At 71.8% G+C, this 16,586-nt stretch carries 16 protein-coding genes; 5 read left to right on the forward strand and 11 right to left on the reverse strand.

What is annotated here, in order from left to right:
- Positions 1–58 precede the first annotated feature (58 nt).
- Positions 59–1,501 (reverse strand): PLP-dependent aminotransferase family protein, encoded by a 1,443-nt coding sequence (locus tag ACIRC0_RS28225; protein WP_403621199.1) that lies wholly within the window; start codon positions 1,499–1,501, stop codon positions 59–61.
- Between ACIRC0_RS28225 and ACIRC0_RS28230 the strand changes: the two genes are divergently transcribed.
- Together ACIRC0_RS28230 and ACIRC0_RS28235 are read left to right on the forward strand one after the other, a co-directional pair.
- Complete coding sequence (locus tag ACIRC0_RS28230; RefSeq protein ID WP_403621202.1) at positions 1,500–2,432, forward strand: DMT family transporter; 933 nt, start codon at positions 1,500–1,502, stop codon at positions 2,430–2,432. The two genes, ACIRC0_RS28225 and ACIRC0_RS28230, sit on opposite strands and share 2 nt — an antisense overlap.
- Before the next feature lie 149 nt (positions 2,433–2,581).
- Positions 2,582–2,791, forward strand: coding sequence for a DUF1918 domain-containing protein (locus ACIRC0_RS28235; RefSeq protein WP_263228998.1), 210 nt, complete (start codon positions 2,582–2,584; stop codon positions 2,789–2,791).
- A gap of 8 nt (positions 2,792–2,799) precedes the next feature.
- Here ACIRC0_RS28235 and ACIRC0_RS28240 read toward each other — a convergent pair whose 3' ends face one another.
- Positions 2,800–4,020 carry a glycoside hydrolase family 10 protein gene (locus ACIRC0_RS28240; protein ID WP_403621205.1) on the reverse strand — a complete coding sequence of 407 codons (1,221 nt, stop codon included), beginning with the start codon at positions 4,018–4,020 and terminating at the stop codon, positions 2,800–2,802.
- A gap of 172 nt (positions 4,021–4,192) precedes the next feature.
- On the opposite strand from ACIRC0_RS28240, the gene ACIRC0_RS28245 reads away from it, so the two are divergent.
- Positions 4,193–5,053: a 3-hydroxybutyryl-CoA dehydrogenase gene (locus tag ACIRC0_RS28245; RefSeq protein WP_403621208.1), complete on the forward strand. Its 861-nt coding sequence runs from the start codon at positions 4,193–4,195 to the stop codon at positions 5,051–5,053.
- 192 nt (positions 5,054–5,245) lie between these two features.
- Positions 5,246–5,503: a hypothetical protein gene (locus ACIRC0_RS28250; RefSeq protein ID WP_200421292.1), complete on the forward strand. Its 258-nt coding sequence runs from the start codon at positions 5,246–5,248 to the stop codon at positions 5,501–5,503.
- Positions 5,504–5,520: 17 nt separating this feature from the next.
- On the opposite strand, the gene ACIRC0_RS28255 is transcribed toward ACIRC0_RS28250, so the two are convergent.
- The 9 genes from ACIRC0_RS28255 to infC form a co-directional block, all read right to left on the reverse strand.
- Positions 5,521–6,066, reverse strand: a complete 546-nt coding sequence (locus ACIRC0_RS28255; RefSeq protein ID WP_403621212.1) for an NUDIX hydrolase — start codon at positions 6,064–6,066, stop codon at positions 5,521–5,523.
- 152 nt (positions 6,067–6,218) lie between these two features.
- Complete coding sequence (locus ACIRC0_RS28260; protein ID WP_403621215.1) at positions 6,219–7,559, reverse strand: transcriptional regulator; 1,341 nt, start codon at positions 7,557–7,559, stop codon at positions 6,219–6,221.
- Between the two features lie 480 nt (positions 7,560–8,039).
- The gene (locus ACIRC0_RS28265) at positions 8,040–10,592 is read right to left on the reverse strand and encodes a phenylalanine--tRNA ligase subunit beta (protein ID WP_403621218.1); all 2,553 of its coding nucleotides are present in this window, start codon (positions 10,590–10,592) and stop codon (positions 8,040–8,042) included.
- Complete coding sequence (gene pheS / locus ACIRC0_RS28270) at positions 10,592–11,713, reverse strand: phenylalanine--tRNA ligase subunit alpha (protein ID WP_366025497.1); 1,122 nt, start codon at positions 11,711–11,713, stop codon at positions 10,592–10,594. The genes ACIRC0_RS28265 and pheS overlap by 1 nt, the downstream gene beginning before the upstream one ends.
- A gap of 139 nt (positions 11,714–11,852) precedes the next feature.
- The gene (locus ACIRC0_RS28275; protein WP_403621222.1) at positions 11,853–12,989 is read right to left on the reverse strand and encodes an ATP-binding protein; all 1,137 of its coding nucleotides are present in this window, start codon (positions 12,987–12,989) and stop codon (positions 11,853–11,855) included.
- Between the two features lie 50 nt (positions 12,990–13,039).
- Entirely contained in the window at positions 13,040–13,900 is an 861-nt protein-coding gene (locus ACIRC0_RS28280) for a TrmH family RNA methyltransferase (protein ID WP_403621225.1), read from the reverse strand.
- A 384-nt stretch (positions 13,901–14,284) separates the two neighbouring features.
- Positions 14,285–14,668, reverse strand: coding sequence for a 50S ribosomal protein L20 (gene rplT, locus ACIRC0_RS28285; RefSeq protein WP_055492778.1), 384 nt, complete (start codon positions 14,666–14,668; stop codon positions 14,285–14,287).
- A 113-nt stretch (positions 14,669–14,781) separates the two neighbouring features.
- Positions 14,782–14,976 (reverse strand): 50S ribosomal protein L35, encoded by a 195-nt coding sequence (gene rpmI, locus ACIRC0_RS28290; protein WP_007829094.1) that lies wholly within the window; start codon positions 14,974–14,976, stop codon positions 14,782–14,784.
- A gap of 186 nt (positions 14,977–15,162) precedes the next feature.
- Entirely contained in the window at positions 15,163–15,816 is a 654-nt protein-coding gene (gene infC / locus ACIRC0_RS28295) for a translation initiation factor IF-3 (protein WP_366025651.1), read from the reverse strand.
- Between the two features lie 370 nt (positions 15,817–16,186).
- Between infC and ACIRC0_RS28300 the strand changes: the two genes are divergently transcribed.
- Positions 16,187–16,582, forward strand: a complete 396-nt coding sequence (locus tag ACIRC0_RS28300; RefSeq protein ID WP_403621228.1) for a DUF1844 domain-containing protein — start codon at positions 16,187–16,189, stop codon at positions 16,580–16,582.
- The last annotated feature ends 4 nt before the right edge of the window (positions 16,583–16,586 follow it).

The raw sequence follows: 16,586 nt of genomic DNA on the forward strand, positions 1-16,586 counted from the left end.
GGTGCGGCGAGAGTGCGTGCCGGGGGCCGCGACGGGGCGAACGTTGCCTGTTGCGGCGCTAGCGGGGCCCGAGCACCTCGTCGCAGGCGAGGCGCAGGCGGCGAACGCCCTCGGCGATCTCCCCCTCCCCCGCGGCGGCCGCGAAGCTCAACCGCAGGTGCGGGGCGGGGGGTTCGGCGCTGAAGTAGGGGCGGCCGGGGGTGACCGCGACGCCCGCGCGCAGGGAGCCCGCGGTGAGGGCCGCCTCGTCGGTGCCCTCGGGCAGGCGCGCCCAGAGGTGGTAGCCGCCGGACGGGATGTACGGCAGGGCGAGTTCGGGCAGGTGCAGGCGCAGGGCGGCGGTCATCGTGTCGCGGCGGTGCTTCAACTCGGCGGCGACGGCGCGCAGATGCCGGGGCCAGGCGGGCGAGCCGACGAGTTCCAGCGCGGCCTCCTGGAGGGGGCGTGGCACGAAGAAGGTGTCGACGATCTGGATGGCGCGCAGCCGTTCCAGGACAGGGCCGCGGGCGGCCAGGGCGCCGACCCGGAAGCTGGGCGAGGTCGCCTTGGTCAGTGAGTTGACGTGCACGACGACCCCGTCGAGGTCCTCGGCGGCCAGCGGGGGCGGCAGGGGGCCGGCGTCCTCGTGCACCAGCCGGCGGACGAAGTCGTCCTCGATCACGAACGCTCCGGCGTCGCGCGCGATCCGCAGCACCTCACCTCGGCGCTCGGGAGCGAGGACCGCACCGGTCGGGTTCTGGAACAGCGGCTGGCAGACGAGGACACGGGCGCCGGTCGCGCGGAACGCGTCGGCGAGCAGGGCGGGCTTGACCCCGTCCGCGTCGACCGGCACGGGTACGGGCCTCAGGCCGGCCGCGCGGGCGATGGCGAGCATGCCGGGATAGGTGGGCGACTCGACCAGGACGGGGGCGCCGGGCGGTGCGAGGGCCCGTAGCGCGGTGGTCAGCGCGGACTGGCCGCCCGCGGTGATCAGCACGTCGGCGGCGGTGGTCGGGCCGCCGATGCCCCGCGCGAACCACTCGCGCAGTTCGGCGACGCCCTCGACGGGCGGCCGGGCCCAGACGCCGGGGCGGCGGCCGGCGCGCGACAGGGCCGCGGCCATGGCCCGCTCCGGCTGCAGCGAGGGGTGCAGATAGCCGCCGGTGAACTCGATGACACCGGCGGGCGGTGCGGCCAGCGAGACGACCACTCCGGACGCGTCGACGCTGCGCGGCACGAGCTCGGCGGAGGCATCGGCGCTGAGCGCGACCTCCTGCCAGGCGGTGTCCCCCACGGCCGGGGCCACCGCCCGCGGCTCCGCCCGGAAGGCCCCGGCTCCGGGGCGCGTGACCACCAGCCCCTCGGCGGCCAGCTGGGCGAGCGCGCGCGAGACGGTCACCGGACTCACCCGGAACCGCTCGACGAGCGCACGGCTGGACGGCAGCTTCTCTCCGGGCGAGTAGCGCTTCAGCTCACCACGGAGCCGACTGGCCAGCTCGGCGACACTGCTACTCTCTTGCATGAGGACACAGGATAGCGCTACCGCTCCCACATCGATAGCGGTGACCGCGGCCGTCACGGAGGCCGACACGGCCCGCCGCCGCACCGGCACCCTCCAGGCCGCCCTCGGCGTCGTCGCCTTCTCGCTCACCTTTCCCGCCACCGCCTGGGGGCTCGAGGGATTCGGCGCCTGGTCGCTCGTGGCCGCGCGCAGTGTGCTCGCCGCCCTCATCGCCGGCGGGTGCCTGCTCGCACTCCGCGTTCCGGTGCCCGCGCGGGCCCACTGGGCGGGGCTCGCCGTGGTCGCGGCCGGTGTGGTGCTCGGCTTCCCGCTGCTGACCACCCTCGCCCTGAAGACCTCGACCACCGCGCACGCCGCCGTGGTCGTCGGGCTGCTCCCCCTGACCACCGCCCTCCTCTCCGCGCTGCGCGTCCGCACCCGGCCCTCCCGCACCTTCTGGCTCGCCGCCCTCGCCGGCGCCGCCGCCGTCATCGCGTTCACCGTGCAGCAGAGCGGCGGCGCGCTGACCGGCGCGGACGCCTACCTCTTCGGCGCCCTGCTGGTCTGCGCCGCCGGCTACACCGAGGGCGGCCGGCTGGCCCGGGTCATGCCCGGCTGGCAGGTCATCGGCTGGGCCCTGGTGCTGTGCCTGCCGCTCACCGTGCCCGCCGCGGCCGTGGCGCTGTCGTACGAGCCGGTCCACCTCACCGCGCACGGCGTGGCGGGGCTGCTGTGGGTGGCGGCCGGATCGCAGTTCCTCGGTCTGGTCGTCTGGTACCGGGGCATGGCCGCGATCGGCATCCCCAAGGCCAGTCAGTTGCAGTTGGCCCAGCCCCTGCTCACACTGGTGTGGTCGGTACTGCTCCTCGGTGAGCACCTCACCCCGGCCGCACCGCTCACGGCCGCCGCGGTCCTCGTGTGCATCGCGGTCACCCAGCGGGCGCGAGGCTGACCGGGGCGGGGGACGGACCGGGACGTCCGGCGCCACCGGCCGCGGCTCGCGGCCGCAGCGAGTGAGCCGAAGGGGCCGCAGCGTCCCGGAGGCGAGCCGCCTGACTATGGGACCGATACTCCCGCGACGCGACGAGGAGGGCCCAACAGATGCGCGCAACTGTGGGCGACAAGCTGGTGCAGCACGGCAGGATCGTCGGGCAGCACGACAAGGTCGGCGAGATCGTCGAAGTGATGGGCGCGGACGGCAACCCGCCGTACCGGGTCCGCTTCCAGGACGGGCACGAAGGGGTGTGCTCACCCGGCCCGGACACCGAGATTCGCCACAAGGAGGACGCCGGCCGGCCGATCGGACAGTAGGGCCGGGTTCAGCGCGGGGGCTTCGCCGGCTGCCGGTAGTGATCGGCGACCACCCGCGTCATCGCGCCGACCGGGTCCTTGGCCACGTCCTTGGCCGCGAAGAAGACGTGCCCGCGGACCTGTGGGTAACGCCTGGCCAGAGTGAGGTGCAGGGAGAGTTCGGCCGGGTCCTGCCAGGCGCCGGGCTCGGCCGCGGCACCGGCCTTGTAGAGCGCCTCACCCACGTACAGCTGTACGTCCGTGCCCTGTACGACACCTGCCCACCAGGGCACGAGTCGCGCGTAGTCGGCGGCGGCGTAGCCGATGTTCCAGTAGATCTGCGGGCAGACGTAGTCCAGCCACCCCGACCTCACCCAGGTCCTGGTGTCCGAGTACAGGTCGTCGTACGTCTGTACCCCGGCGCGGGTGTCGGAGCCGCGGGGGTCGGTGTCGGCGTTGCGCCACACCCCGAAGGGGCTGATCCCGAAGCGCGCGGCCGGTCTGGTCTGCCGCACACGGCTCGCGGTCTCGCGCACCAGCTGGTCGATGTTGTCCCGGCGCCAGGCGGCCCGGCTCGGGAAGTCCTCGCCGTACTCCTCGTACGCGGCGTCGTCGTCGAAGTCCTCCCCGGCGACGGGGTACGGGTAGAAGTAGTCGTCGAAGTGGACGCCGTCGACCGGGTAGCGGCGTACGGCGTCCAGGATCGCGTCCTCGACGAAGGCGCGGACCTCCGGCAGTCCCGGGTTGTAGTAGAGCTTGCCGCCGTAGGCCACGACCCAGTCGGGGTGCCTGCGGGCGGGGTGCCGGGCGGCGAGCCGGGACGGGTCGGCGTGCAGGGCGATCCGGTACGGGTTGAACCAGGCGTGCAGCTCCAGGCCCCGCGCGTGCGCCTCGCTGACGGCCGTGCCGAGCGGGTCCCAGCCGGGGTCCCGCCCCTGGACGCCGGTCAGGTACTGGGACCACGGCTCGTACGGGGAGGGCCACAGGGCGTCGGCCGTGGGGCGCACCTGGAGGAACACCGTGTTCAGCCGGCGCCGCACGGCCACGTCGAGCAGGGTGCACAGCTCGTCGCGCTGCGCGGACGCCGTCAGACCGGAACGGGAGGGCCAGTCGCGGTTGGCCACGCAGGCCAGCCACATGCCCCGCATCTCCCCGGCCGCCGCGCCGCGCGGTGCGGCGGCGGCGTCGCCCGTCGTGACCAGGCTCGCCAGCGCGGCCACCGTGAACGCCCGGCGTGACAACCGGCCCATCGGCACACCCCCGTACTCTGCGGACCCGCCTCGTCACGGATCGTCCCGGTGACCCAGCATGCTCCCACCCCGACGATCGATCATCGATACTTGGGAGTAACGTGCACGATCGGAGCAGGCGACCGGAACCCGATCGGACCTGCCACAGCCGTAGATCAGCGAAAGGGACGATGTGACCGACATCGAACGCGTCGGAGTGGTGGGCTGCGGCCAGATGGGCGCGGGCATCGCCGAGGTGTGCGCCCGCGCCGGACTGGACGTGAAGGTCGCCGAGACCACCGGCGAGGCCCTGGAGATCGGCCGGACCCGCCTGTTCAACTCCCTGTCCAAGGCGGCCGAGCGCGGCAAGATCTCCGAGGAGGAGCGGGAGGCGACGCAGGCGCGCCTGACCTTCACCACCGACCTCGGCGAGTTCGCGGACCGCGACCTGGTGATCGAGGCCGTCGTCGAGAACGAGCAGGTGAAGACCGAGATCTTCCAGGTGCTCGACCAGGTGGTGACCCGCCCGGACGCCATCCTCGCCTCCAACACCTCCTCGATCCCGCTGGTGAAGCTGGCCGTGGCGACCTCGCGGCCCGACCAGGTGATCGGCATCCACTTCTTCAACCCGGCCCCGGTGCAGAAGCTCGTCGAGCTGATCCCGGCGCTCACCACCTCCGAGGGCACCCTGAGCCGGGCCCAGCTGTTCACCGAGAAGCTCCTCGGCAAGCACGCCATCCGCGCCCAGGACCGCTCGGGCTTCGTCGTCAACGCGCTGCTGGTGCCGTACCTGCTGTCCGCGATCCGGATGTTCGAGTCGGGCATCGCCGGGCGGGACGACATCGACAACGGCATGGAGATGGGCTGCGCCCACCCGATGGGCCCGCTGAAGCTCGCCGATCTGATCGGGCTGGACACCGTCGTCTCGATCGCCAACTCGATGTACCACGAGTACAAGGAGCCCCTGTACGCCGCTCCCCCGCTGCTGCAGCGGATGGTCGAGGCGGGCAGGCTCGGGCGCAAGACCGGCTCGGGCTTCTACACCTACTCCTGACTACACAGCGTCAGAAACCGGCTCGCGTGGGCCCGGCACCGTCGGACGGTGCCGGGCCCACGCCATTCACACGGCGTGTGCGCGGCGGACCCGCATATGCCGCTCGCACACTCTCCTCACGCGCCCACCAGGCGGGTTGACTCAGCATGCGCATGCAAGGGATGTGAGACGACTACGGAAAGGAGCGGACTTGTGACCGCCGATCCCGAGCATCCCGTCGTCCATGGAGAACTCGCAGAGTTACGCCGCCGACTCGACGTGGCCTACGCACGCGTCGAGGGCGGGCTGGCGCTGCTCAGCCATCGCACCGAGGAGACGGCCAAGGAGCTGGACGAACTGCACACCCGCCTCATCACGCTGGAACACGCGCGCTGGCCGCTGCCCGCCGTCGCCGCCCTCACGGCGGTGGGCGCGCTCGTCGTGGCCGTCTGGCAGGCACTGGGTCACTAGGGCCGGACGCACGCAGCTCAGGGCATCGCGTCCTGCCCCAGCCTGAGGTGATGCAGAAGCAGTAACGCGGCCGCCATGTTGGCGGCCGGGACCTCCCCACGGGCGACCATGTCGGGGACGAGTTTGAGGGGAACCCATTCCCGGCGGTCCGACTCGAAGTCGTCCACGGGGTGCCCGACGTACTCGCCCTCGTCCGCCCAGTAGACATGGTGCCGGGCGTCGGTGAGTCCGTTGGAGGGCTCCACGCTCATGAGATGGCGCAGGGGTCCCGGCCGCCAACCGGTCTCCTCCTCGAGTTCGCGGGCCGCCGCGTCGACGATGTCCTCGCCGTCCTCGACGACGCCCGCCGCGAGTTCCCACCCCCAGCTGTCGGTGATGAAGCGGTGCCGCCACAGCAGCAGCACCTCGTTGGCCTCGTTGACGACGGTGGCCACGGCGACGGGCCGCAGCCGTATCAGGAAGTGGTCGAGGTGCCGGCCGTCCGGCAGCTCGACATCCGCCAGGTTGACGCTGAACCAGCGGTTTTCATACACAGTTTGTTCGTTCTGTTTCGTCCACTGCATGGTTCTGCCACCTTCCGCCGAGTAAGGGGCAATATCGCAGCAGGAGCGGCGACTCAGCAGGCTCACAGCGGCGCACGCCCGGCGCAGCGGCGGGCGCAGTCGTCCGTGCCGGCGGACATCGCGCGGCTCTCATGCAGTGGATGGGGCGGTGACTAGAGCGGTACGCGCAGGGCCCCGTCGATGAGTTCGGCCGCCTCGGCCGTTCCGGCGCAGCCGCTGCGAACGAGGTGTTCGCGCACCGCCCGGAGTCTGTCGCGCAGGCGCATGGACTCCATTCCACGCGCCCGCTCCGCCATCTCCACCGCGGTGGCCACCGCCTTGTCGGCGTTGCCCTGGCGCAGTTCGATCTGGCTGAGCATGGCGAGCCGGTGCACCCGGCCCCGGTCGTGCGCGGGCGTGCCCACCGCCGCCTCGGCGTGCTCCCCGGCCGCCGTCAGGTCGCCGAGGCTGAGCAGCGCCTCGGCGACCTGGACGTTGACGAGGCCGGGCTGGACGTAGCCGGTCTCGTCCGGTTCGTGGCCGCGCCGGATGCGCTCGGCGGCCGACTCGGCCCGCCGGATGCAGGACAGCGCGCCCGACGCGTCCCCGAGGTGCGCGTACGCCTTGGCCTGCATCGCGTACAGGTCCGAGGCGAGCGCCGGGGTGATCTGCTTGCCCGCGGCGCGCAGCGCGGCCTCGGCGAAGGCCACGGCCTGCCGGTACTCCCTCATGAACAGCGACTGGTTGACCAGCAGGGCTATGACGTACGCGCCGAGCCCCCGGTCCCCGCTGGCCTTGGCCAGGCGCAGGGCCTGGTGGAAGTAGCGCTGGGCGAGACCGTGGGCGTCGGAGTCGTACGCGCAGATACCGGCGATCGCCACAAGTCCCCCGGTCGCACGGTGCAGTTGGCGGCCCAACGCGTCGGTGTAGCCGCCACGCAGCAGCGGTGCCGTCTCGGCGTTGAGGAAGCCGACGATACGGGCACGGGTGGCTATGCCGCCTGCCTTGCGGTACATCTGCTCGTAGTGGGCGCGGGCGGCGCGCAGCATGTCGATGTCGGCCGGGGTGACCCGGTGGCGGCCGCCGCGGGAGACGTCCACGTCCTCGGGCGGGTTCTCCCACTCCCACACGGGCATCACGGCGGGCGTGCCGGTCACCGCCGGGGCGCCCAGGATGTGGGGGCGCTGCTGTTCGTCGGAGCGCCACAGGGCGGTGGCGCGCTCGACGAATCCGGAGAGGCTGGAGCCGTGCGGGGCGGCCGGTTCTCCGGGCACGCCGAGGCCGATGTCGTCGAGGGTCACCGGGCGGTGCAGCCGGGCCGCGAGCACCTCGCAGATCAGGTCGGGCACCTGGCCGCGCGGGCGCTGGCCCTTCAACCACCGTGCCACGGCCGTGTGTTCGTATCTGAGCGCGAGGCCGCGTGCCCGCCCCGCCTGGTTGACGTGCGCGGCCAGTCCCGCGTGGGAGATTCCGGCCTCGTCGAGGATCGCGTCGAGCAGAGTGTTGGGCTGCATGGGTGCACTCCGGTGGCTCGGTTTCGCCAGGCTAGTGCGAACCGCTTCACACGGGGTGTGAACGGAGTGCGCGAATCCGGGCTGTGCGTGCGCTGTCGCGGAGAGTTTCCGGGCGCTTGACTTGAAACCCCTCGCAAGAGGCCGGCCGGGCCGCCGGCTCCCCCTCATACAGTGCGGCGGCCCCTCCACGCCGTCCGACCGGCTGCCTGCCCGACACTCCGTGGCCGGCGGACGGCGTGGCCGTGCCAGGCGCTTCGCTGGAAGCGCCGGGTAGCGCAGTTCGTTCGCCGACTGCGGGTTCGCTGTGGTTTCTCGCGCAGTTCCCCGCGCCCCCAAAGGGGCGCGGGGCTGTATCGTCATGCGGCTCCGCCGCGATGGGGGTCCCCCTGTTCGAGCCAAGCCGAGAACTTGGGGGAGCGATCAGCCACGGACGGCCCGCAGCCCGCGAACAACCGGAGTCGCCCGGCGTTATGGGCGCAGCTAGCTCCGCAGCACTGCTCCCGTTCGCTCAGCGGCCAGCGCGACGGCCGCGTCGCGCGCAGCGGACGCCTCGTCCACCGTGAGCGTCCGGTCAGCCGCGCGGAAGCGCAGCGCGTAGGCCAGCGACTTGCGCCCCTCCCCCAGTTGCTCCTCGTTCTCGTAGACGTCGAACAGCCGGATGGACTCGAGGAGTTCACCGGCGCCCTCGCGCAGCGCGGCCTCGACCTCCGCCTGCGGCACCGGCTTGTCCACGACGAGCGCGACGTCCTGAGTGGCGACCGGGAAGGTGGAGATGCCCGGTGCCTGCGGGGTACCGTCGCCGACCGCCTCCAGCGCGTCCAGGTTCAGCTCCATCGCGCAGGTGCGCTCGGGCAGCCCCAGCGCCTTCAGAACGCGCGGGTGCAGCTCGCCCGCGTGGCCCACGACCTGCTCGGCGCCGTCCGTGACGACCGCGAGCTCGGCGCAGCGGCCCGGGTGCCACGGTCCGTACTGGCCCTTGCGGACGATCAGCTCGGCCCCGGCCTCGCGGGCCACGGTCCGGGCGGCCTCGACCGCGTCGGCCCAGTCGGCCGGGCGGCCCTTGCCCCACCAGCCGGCCTGCTCGCGGGCTCCCGCGAGGACGACGGCCACGTGGCGCGGCTGCTCGGGCAGCACGGCGGTCAGCGCGGCGATCTCCTCATCGGTGGGACGCCGGTCGACGGGCAGGTGGGCGGCCACACGCCGCTCCTCGCGCGGGTGGAAGACCAGCCCGGTCTCGAACAGCGCCAGGTCGTGCGAACCGCGGCCGTCGTTGCGGCGCAGCGCGCCGAGCAGGCCCGGCAGCAGCGTCGTACGCAGCGCGGGCTCCTCGTCGCTGAGCGGGTTGACCAGCTTGACGACGCGGCGGGCCGGGTCGTCGGCCTCCAGACCGAACTGGTCGAAGACCTGCTCGCTGACGAACGGGTAGGTCGGCGCCTCGACGTATCCGGCCCCGGCCAGGGCCCGGCCGACGCGGCGGTGCAGCCGCTGCCGGGGGGTCAGACCGCGCCCGGCCGGGGGCTTGGGCAGCGTGGAGGGCAGGTTCTCGTAGCCCTCCAGCCGGATGACCTCCTCGGCCAGGTCGTTCGGCTCCGCCAGGTCCGGCCGCCAGGACGGCACGGTGACGATCAGCTCGTCCTGACCGTAGACGTCGCAGCCGACCTCCTGCAGGCGGCGTACGACGGTCTCACGGCCGTAGTGCACGCCCGCGACCTTGTCCGGGTGGTCGGCCGGCATGGCGATGGTGTGCGGCGCGGACGGCGCGATGATCTCGGTGACGCCCGCGTCGGCGGTACCGCCCGCGAGCAGCACCAGCAGGTCGACCGTGCGCTGGGCGGCGGCGGGCGCGGCCAGCGGGTCCACGCCGCGCTCGAAGCGGCGGGACGCCTCGGAGGACAGCTTGTGACGGCGCGCGGTGCGGGCGATGGAGACCTGGTTGAAGTGCGCGGCCTCGATGACGATCTCGGTGGTGGCGTTCTCGAGGTCGATGGGGGTCCCCCCTGCTCGAGCGGAGTCGAGAGCTTGGGGGAGGTCGGCGATCTCGGTGTTGGCGCCGCCCATGACACCGGCGAGGCCGATCGGGCCTCGGTCGTCGGTGATGACGAGGTCCTCGGCGTGCAGGATGCGCGTCACGCCGTCGAGGGTGGTGAACTTCTCGCCCTCCTCGGCACGGCGCACGCCGATCGTGCCCTGGACCAGCTTGCGGTCGTAGGCGTGCAGCGGCTGGCCGATCTCCATCATCACGTAGTTGGTGATGTCGACGGCGAGCGAGATCGGGCGCATGCCGACCTTCTGCAGCCGGCGCTGCAGCCAGATCGGGGAACGGGCCTCGGGGTCGACGCCGGTCACCGTACGGGCGGTGAAGCGGTCGCAGCCGAGGGGCTCGGAGATCTTCACCGGGTGGCCGAACGCGTTGGGCGCCGGCACGTCGAGCAGCGCGGGGTCGCGCAGCGGCAGGCCGTAGGCGATGGCCGTCTCGCGGGCGACACCGCGGATCGACAGGCAGTCGCCGCGGTTGGCGGTGACGGCGATGTCCAGCACCTCGTCGACCAGCTCGAGCAGCTCGATCGCGTCCTTGCCGACCTCGGTGCCGGGCGGCAGCACGATGATGCCCTTGGTGCCGTCGTCGCCCATGTTCAGCTCCTCGCTGGAGCAGATCATGCCGCGCGACATCCGGCCGTACGTCTTGCGCTCGGCGATCGCGAAGTCGCCGGGCAGGACCGCGCCGGGGAGGGCCACCACGACCTTGTCGCCGACGGCGAAGTTACGGGCGCCGCAGATGATCTCCTGGGGCTCGCCGGTGCCGTTGGCCTGTCCGACGTCGACGGTGCAGTGGCGGATCGGCTTCTTGAAGCCCTCCAGCTCCTCGATGGTCAGCACCTGGCCCACGACCAGCGGCCCCGTGAGGTCGGCGCCGAGCTGCTCGACGGTCTCGACCTCGAGGCCGGCCGAAATGAGCTTGGCCTGGACGTCGCGCCCGGTCTCAGTCGCCGGCAGGTCGACGTACTCCCGCAGCCAAGAAAGCGGGACCCGCATCAGATCTCCATCCCGAACGGCCGGGTGAACCGGACGTCACCCTCGACCATGTCTCGCATGTCCTCGACGTTGTGGCGGAACATCAGCATCCGCTCGATGCCGAACCCGAAGGCGAAGCCGCTGTACTTCTCCGGGTCGACGCCGCAGGCGGTGAGCACCCGCGGGTTGACCATGCCGCAGCCGCCGAGCTCGATCCAGCCCTCGGACGAGCAGGTGCGGCAGGGCCGGTCGGGGTTGCCGACGGACTCGCCGCGGCAGACGTAGCACACCATGTCCATCTCGGCGGACGGCTCGGTGAACGGGAAGAAGTTCGGCCTGAGCCGGGTCTTCATGCCCTCGCCGAACAGCGACTGGACCATGTGGTCCAGCGTGCCCTTCAGGTCCGCCATGGTCAGGCCCTCGTCGACGGCGAGCAGCTCGACCTGGTGGAAGACCGGGGTGTGGGTGGCGTCCAGCTCGTCGGTGCGGTACACGCGGCCGGGGCAGATCACGTAGACCGGCAGCTCGCGGTTCAGCAGGGAGCGGATCTGCACGGGCGAGGTGTGGGTGCGCAGCACGACACCGGACTCCGAGCCGCCGTCGGGCGCCTGCACGAAGAAGGTGTCGGCCTCGCCGCGGGCCGGGTGGTCCGGGCCGATGTTCAGGGCGTCGAAGTTGAACCACTCGGCCTCGACCTCGGGGCCCTCGGCGACCTCGTAGCCCATGGCCACGAAGACGTCCTCGATGCGCTCCGAGAGCGTGGTCAGCGGGTGGCGGGCGCCCGCGGGCACGCGGTCGTAGGGCAGCGTGACGTCCACCGACTCCTCGACCAGCACGCGGGCGTCCCGCTCGGCCTCGAGTTCGGCCTGACGGCCGGCGAGAGCCTTGTTCACGGCGCCACGGGCCTGCCCCACCCGCTTGCCGGCGTCGGCCTTGGCGTGCGGGGGCAGGGCGCCGATCTCGCGGTTGGCGAGAGCCAGCGGCGAGGTGGGGCCGGTGTGGGCGACCTTGGCCTCGTGGAGCGCGTCGAGGGAGTCCGCGGCGGCGAAGGCGGCGAGCGCCTCGTCCCGCATGCGCTCGATCTCTTCCGGTTTCAAGGCCTCGACCTCGACAGGGTCGTACGACTTATTGGGTGCCGACATCTCTTCCCGTGCTTCCGATTGGCTGGCTGACGGTCCCCGTCACCGACTCGTGGACGAGTCGTCTCCGGATATTGGGACGCAAAGGTGCCAATGGCCGAGTCTAACGGGGCTGGGGAAAGTGAATGCGCCCGTGGGTTGCTCAGGCCAGGTAAGCCGGTGCCCCCACGGGCAACGTAAATCGGAACTCGGCGCCGCCGCCGCGGGCACGGCCGACCGTGATGGTGCCGCCGTGGGCCTCGACGATGCCCTTGACGATATAGAGCCCGAGGCCCGTGCCGCCGCGCTTGCTGCCCCGCCAGAAGCGGGTGAAGACGCGGTTCATGGACTCCTCCGGGATGCCGGGGCCCTCGTCGCTCACCGTGACCGACGTGCCGGTGTCCTCCCCTTCGCGGGGCGACACCGAGGGCTTGATGTCAATCGTGACGGTTCCCTCCCCGTGGCGCACGGCATTTTCGAGGAGGTTGCTGAGCACCTGGTCGATCTTGTCGGGGTCGGCCCAGAGGGCGGGCAGGGGCTGCTCGATGCGCAGCAGGAATCGGTCGGCTGGCTGCCCGGCGGCGACGTAGGCCTGGATGTGCCGTCCGACGGCCGCTCCTATGTCGACGGGCTGGCGGCGCACCTCCAGCCGCCCGGAGTCGATCCGTGAGATGTCCAGCAGTTCGGCGATGAGCCGGGTGACCCGGTCCGCGTCGGCGTCGACGGTCTCCAGCATGAGCCGCTTCTGGTCGTCGGTGAAGCGCTCCCACTTGGCGAGGAGGGTGGCGGTGAAGCCCTTGACGGAGGTGAGCGGGGAGCGCAGTTCGTGGGCGACGGTGGCGATCAGTTCGGCGTGGCTGCGTTCGGTACGGCGGCGGGCCTCGGTGTCGCGGAGGGTGACGACCACGCGGCGGATGGGCCCGGTGGGACGGGTGCGCACATAGCGCGCGGAGACGAGGACCTCGCGCCCCCCGGGCAGCAGGAGGTTCCGCTCCGGCTGCCGTACGCGGATCGTGAGCCCGCCGTAGGGGTCGGTCAGCTGCCACCAGCGCCGCCCCTCGAGGTCTTCTAATGGCAGGGCTTTGTCGAGCCGCTGCCCGAGGACGTCGGCGGCACGGACGGCGGTGATGCGTTCGGCGGCGGCGTTGAAGCAGATGACGCGCGCGTGCTCGTCGGCGATCACGAGCCCGTCGGGGAGTTCGTCCGGGTCGATGCCGAGCTCGGCGAGATCGCCGTGCCGGGACCCGGGGGCGCGGTGCGCGTCCCGTGCCTCCGGTGCTCTGCTCGTGCCGACCCTCATCCCCGTACCCCACCTCTCGTCAGGCCGCGGGCCCCGAGCCCGCCACCCTACTAGCCGTGAGTGACGGAGCGGCACCCTCCGGGGGCGCGCTGTGCACGGGCGGACGCATAGAGACATACGGCCGCGGCGGTCGCGAGGTTCAGGCTCTCGGCCCTTCCGTGGATGGGCACACGGACGACGGCGTCGGCCAGCTCCCGCGTCTCCTCCGGCAGTCCCCATGCCTCGTTGCCGAACACCCAGGCGGTGGGCACGCCCATGGTGCCCTTGTCGAGCTCGTCGTCGAGGTCGTGGTCGCCCGCGCCGTCGGCGGCGAGGATGCGCACGCCGGCGTCCTTGAGCCCGGCCACGGCCCGCTCGACGGGGACGCCGACGGCGACGGGCAGGTGGAAGAGGGAGCCGACGGAGGCGCGGACGGCCTTGGGGTTGTACAGGTCGACGGAGGCGTCGGTGAGGACGACGGCCTCGGCACCGGCGGCGTCGGCGCAACGCAGGACGGTGCCGGCGTTGCCCGGGTCGCGCACGTGGGCGAGGACGGCGACCAGGCGGGGGCGGGCTTTGAGGATCGCGTCGAAGTCGGTGTCCAGGAAGCGGCAGATCCCGACGAGGCCCTGCGGGGTCACGGTGGTGGAGATGTCGGCGATGACCTGCTCGGCGGCGAGGTGGACGCGGGCACCGGCGTCACGGGCCGCTCCCACGATGTCCGGGTACCGCTCCGCCGCGTCCGGGGTGGCGAACAGCTCGACGAGGGTCGCCGTGCCGCCGCTCCGGTGCGCCGCGGCCTCCCGCACGGCCTGCGGCCCCTCCGCGAGGAACAGCCGCTCCTTGCCCCGGAAGTTCCGCTTCGCCAGCCGCCGTGCGGCGCTGACGCGGGGGGAACGGGGGGAGATGAGCTCGGGGGTGGCGGGGGGCATGCGGTTCACTTTCGGAAGCTCAGGGGTCTGGTGGCGGGACAGCCGGCTCTTTTCCGCCGCGACGGCGCTCAAGCCACGGCGGCGGTTTTGGGCGGTGCCGGACTACCAGGTACGACGCGCAGCGTGTCGTGCCGTACCGCGGGGGTTGTCGCTTACCGGCGCTGGCAGGGTGCCTCCCCCAACCTCTTCGAGGAGGGGGTGCGCCCAGCGCCACCCGTGCCGCCCCTGGGGGTCCCCCCAGGCCGTCAAGGCTCTGGGGGAGGCACGATCACCCGCAGCTCTACGGCGGCTGCGGCAGCCGCGCAGACACAACCGGACCCGCAGGCCGTCGTAGACCTGCGGGTCCGGTTCACATCCGGCTGAAGCCGGCGCGGCGCCGTCGCGTCACGCAGCCTTGGGTGCGTTCACGTCCGCCGGCAGGGCCTTCTGCGCGACCTCGACGAGCGCGGCGAACGCACCCGCGTCGTTGACGGCCAGCTCAGCGAGGATCTTGCGGTCGACCTCGACGTTCGCGGCCTTCAGACCCTGGATGAAGCGGTTGTAGGTGATGCCGTTGGCGCGGGCAGCGGCGTTGATGCGCTGGATCCACAGCTGACGGAAGTCGCCCTTGCGCTTCTTGCGGTCGTTGTAGTTGTAGACCAGCGAGTGGGTGACCTGCTCCTTGGCCTTGCGGTACAGGCGCGAACGCTGACCGCGGTAGCCGGAGGCCTGCTCGAGGATCGCCCGGCGCTTCTTGTGGGCGTTGACTGCCCGCTTGACGCGTGCCACTTGTTAACTCCTTGTAGCGGGGCCGTGGTGGTCTTCACACGGCCCGAAACGATTGGGTCCCGGTCCTGACGTACGTACGGCGCGGACTGATCAGAAGATCAAGCGCCGTGGCGTCACTTGCCGAGAAGCTTCTTGATCTTCTTGGCGTCGCCCGGGGCCATCTCGGCGTTGCCGGTGAGGCGACGCGTCAGACGGGACGACTTGTGCTCGAGCAGGTGGCGCTTGCCGGCGCGCTCACGGAGCACCTTGCCGGAGCCGGTGACCTTGAAGCGCTTGCTGGCACCGCTGTGCGACTTGTTCTTCGGCATAGCGCCGTTCTCTCCTCGTCGGTGGCACTCCGGTGCCCGGTCGCAACAACCGGGCACGATTGGAGTGTCGCTCTTGTATCGGTTACATCCTGGGACTGGCGTCCCGGGCTTTCCGGGGTCCGTACGTCCACCCTGCGGCGGTCGTACGTCCGTACGTCCGGCTCCCCCGGGGCTCACGCCCCGGGATCAGGCCTCGGCGGAAGCCTCGGCCGGGGCCTCGGCGGTCTCAGCCTCGGTGTCGGCGGGGTTCTGCGAGCGGCCGGGGTTGGCCTTCGCCTCCGCCTTGCGGGCCTCCTGCGCCTGGCGAGCCTCGGCCATCGCCTCGGTCTTCTTCTTGTGCGGACCGAGAACCATGATCATGTTGCGGCCGTCCTGCTTCGGGTTCGACTCCACGAAACCGAGGTCCTGGACGTCCTCCGCGAGGCGCTGCAGCAGTCGGTAGCCCAGCTCGGGGCGGGACTGCTCGCGGCCACGGAACATGATCGTGATCTTGACCTTGTCGCCCTGCTTGAGGAACCGGACGACGTGACCCTTCTTGGTGTCATAGTCGTGCGGGTCGATCTTCGGCCGGAGCTTCATCTCCTTGATGACCGTGTGCGCCTGGTTCTTGCGCGCCTCACGGGCCTTCATGGCCGACTCGTACTTGAACTTCCCGTAGTCCATGAGCTTGCACACGGGCGGACGGGCGTTCGCCGCGACCTCGACCAGGTCCAGGTCGTACTCCTGCGCAAGCTCCAGGGCCTTGGCAAGCGGCACGATGCCGACCTGCTCGCCACTGGGACCGACAAGTCGCACCTCGGGAACGCGAATCCGGTCGTTGATGCGGGGCTCGGCGCTGATGGATCCTCCTCGGTAGCACCTACGGCCGCCTGGCGGACGGCCGCGTATATGTCTGGGTTGACATAAGGACCAACCATCACGGCGCATGAAAAATGCCCCGGACGGGACACAGGCGGGACTCCGAGCTTTCCGGAGCACCGCCGCGGTGGACCGCGGGGCGCGCTTTCGGGCGACTCCACCGTCCGTACGGAACGGTGGTGGCCGCCTGACCGGTGACCCGCCGCCCCTCGGGGCGGCCAGGTGGGAGATCGGAGCCTCCACTTGTGGGCCGGGCAACGAGGTGTCCGGCCGGTCGTCAGTCAAGGCTAGCAGCTTCGGTCGGCCAGGGCTAATTCAGGCGAACGCACGTCCGGCACCTATCGTGTGGTGCATGAGTGACAGCTCCCCCTCGGAATTCGAGGCCCCCACGGAGTCCCCGGATTCCGCCGCGCAGCCCGACTTCGACGCCATGGCCCGTGACATCGCGGAGGTGCCCGCGGTCGAGGTGATCGTGACGGTCGCCGTCAACCTGATGAGCGCCGCCGCCGTGAAGCTCGGTCTCACCGAGGAGGGCGACAAGTACAAGGACCTGGACGAGGCCCGCAAGCTGGTGCACGCCCTCGCCGGGCTGCTCGACGCGAGCGCGACGGAGATCAGTTCCTTCCACGCGGCGCCGCTGCGCGACGGCCTGAAGTCGCTGCAGCTGGCGTTCCGCGAGGCGTCCGTCGTCCCGGACGAGCCGGGCCAGGGCCCGGGCGAGAAGTACACCGGGCCGGTCTACGGCTAGGGCG

The organism is Streptomyces sp. NPDC093984 (genome assembly GCF_044764595.1).
GTDB lineage: Bacteria > Actinomycetota > Actinomycetes > Streptomycetales > Streptomycetaceae > Streptomyces > Streptomyces cynarae.